This is a genomic window from Micromonospora sp. NPDC047753, from assembly GCF_040642735.1.
GTDB lineage: Bacteria > Actinomycetota > Actinomycetes > Mycobacteriales > Micromonosporaceae > Micromonospora.
The window spans coordinates 1-1,530 of the sequence record NZ_JBEYSL010000835.1 but is presented as its reverse complement, the minus strand read 5'-3'; the positions used below and the strand labels follow the sequence as shown (position 1 = coordinate 1,530).

Genomic DNA, 1,530 nt, shown 5'->3' with positions numbered 1-1,530 from the left:
CGGGCCGCCACGCCCGCGCGGCTAGCGTGCCCGTCATGGTGCGATGGCGTACGGGGACGGTGGCGACGCTGCGACGGCAGTGGACCGGGGCGGTGGAGCTGGACGTCGACCTGCCCGACGGCACGCGGATGCGCGCGCTGGCCTACCCGGAGCTGGTCGGCACGCCCCAGCCCGGCGACCGGGTGCTGCTCAACGCGGGCGCGCTGCTGATGGGGCTGGGCACCGGCGGGTACGCCCTGGTGGTCGCCCTGCCCGACCGACTGCCGCCGGACCCGCCGGAGGTCGCCGACACCCGCGACGCCGGGCATCTGGTCAAGGCCCGCTACACGCCGTTGCAGCCGATCCTCCTCGGCGTCGACGAGGAGGCCTCCCCGCACCGCGACGTGCTGGCCGACGCGGACGACCTGGGCGGGCTGCCCGTGGTCACCGCCGACCTGCACTCGGCGCTCCCGGCGATCCTGGCCGGCATCCGGGCCGACGCCCCGCAGGCGCGGGTGGCGTACCTGCTCACCGACGGTGGGGCGCTGCCCGCCTGGTTCTCCCGTACCCTCGCCGGGCTGCGGGGCGAGTTGGTTGGCACGATCACCGTCGGGCAGGCGTTCGGTGGCGACCTGGAGGCCACCACCCTGCACGGTGGTCTGCTCGCCGCCCGCCACGTGCTCGACGCGGACGTGGCGATCGTGGCCCAGGGGCCCGGCAACCTGGGCACCGGCACCCGGTGGGGCTTCTCCGGCGTCGCCGTCGGCGAGGCGGTCAACGCGATCGCCACGCTGGGCGGGAAGCCGGTCGGCTCGTTGCGCATCTCCGACGCCGACCTCCGCCCCCGACACCGGGGCGTGTCACACCACAGCCTCACCGCGTACGGCCGGGTGGCGCTCGCCGCGGCGGAGCTGGTGGTGCCCGACGACCTGGACCCGGCCCTGGCCGCCGAGGTGGACGCGGCGCTGGCGCCCCTGGCGACCCGGCACCGGATCGTCCGGGTGCTCACCGACGGTCTGGACGCCGCGCTGCGGGCCAGCGCGGTGCCGCTGTCGACGATGGGGCGGGGCCTCGACGCCGACCACGCCTACTTCCTGGCAGCAGCCGCCGCCGGCCGCCACGCAGCAACCCTGCTCCCCTGACCCAACCCCGAGTTGGTCAAGAGATTTACGTCAGAAACCGGGCTCGGCTTGACGCAAACCTCTTGATCAGACTTGAGGGTGCGTCCGGGTCAGGCCAGGAAGATCAGGGCTAGCCAGCCGCCCACGATGAGCGCCAGCGCCAGGGCCAGCACCCACGTCGGCACTGTGTAGTCACCGCGCCGGTTACGGTCGACCTCGGCGCGGATCTTCTCCCGCCGGCGTTCGATCCAGTTCTGCCGCTCGGTGCCGCGCTCGGAGCGGTCGGAAGGTCCAGAAGTCGTCATGGCGCGCTCAGCTTAGCCGCTCGGTGCGCCGGGCTGACCGGCCCTCAGCCCCTGCTGTACGACGTCACCAAGCTGACCGTCGGCACCGTGCTGCGGTTTGGCTGGCCCGGCGGACCGCGTACCGG

2 protein-coding genes are annotated in these 1,530 nt (G+C 74.2%); one reads left to right on the top strand and one right to left on the bottom strand.

The window, feature by feature from the left end; translation table 11 throughout:
* Positions 1 to 35: 35 nt before the first annotated feature.
* Positions 36 to 1,121: a DUF3866 family protein gene (locus ABZ749_RS35020; protein ID WP_357235665.1), complete on the top strand. Its 1,086-nt coding sequence runs from the start codon at positions 36 to 38 to the stop codon at positions 1,119 to 1,121.
* A gap of 89 nt (positions 1,122 to 1,210) precedes the next feature.
* On the opposite strand, the gene ABZ749_RS35015 is transcribed toward ABZ749_RS35020, so the two are convergent.
* A complete protein-coding gene (locus ABZ749_RS35015) occupies positions 1,211 to 1,405 on the bottom strand; it encodes a hypothetical protein (protein WP_357235662.1) in 195 nt (64 codons plus the stop codon).
* Positions 1,406 to 1,530 lie beyond the last annotated feature (125 nt).

Excerpts from the sequence above, each read along its gene's own strand:
- ABZ749_RS35020 (WP_357235665.1), top strand. The coding sequence starts at position 36 with ATGGTGCGATGGCGTACGGGGACGGTGGCGACGCTGCGACGGCAGTGG.
- ABZ749_RS35015 (WP_357235662.1), bottom strand. The coding sequence starts at position 1,405 with ATGACGACTTCTGGACCTTCCGACCGCTCCGAGCGCGGCACCGAGCGG.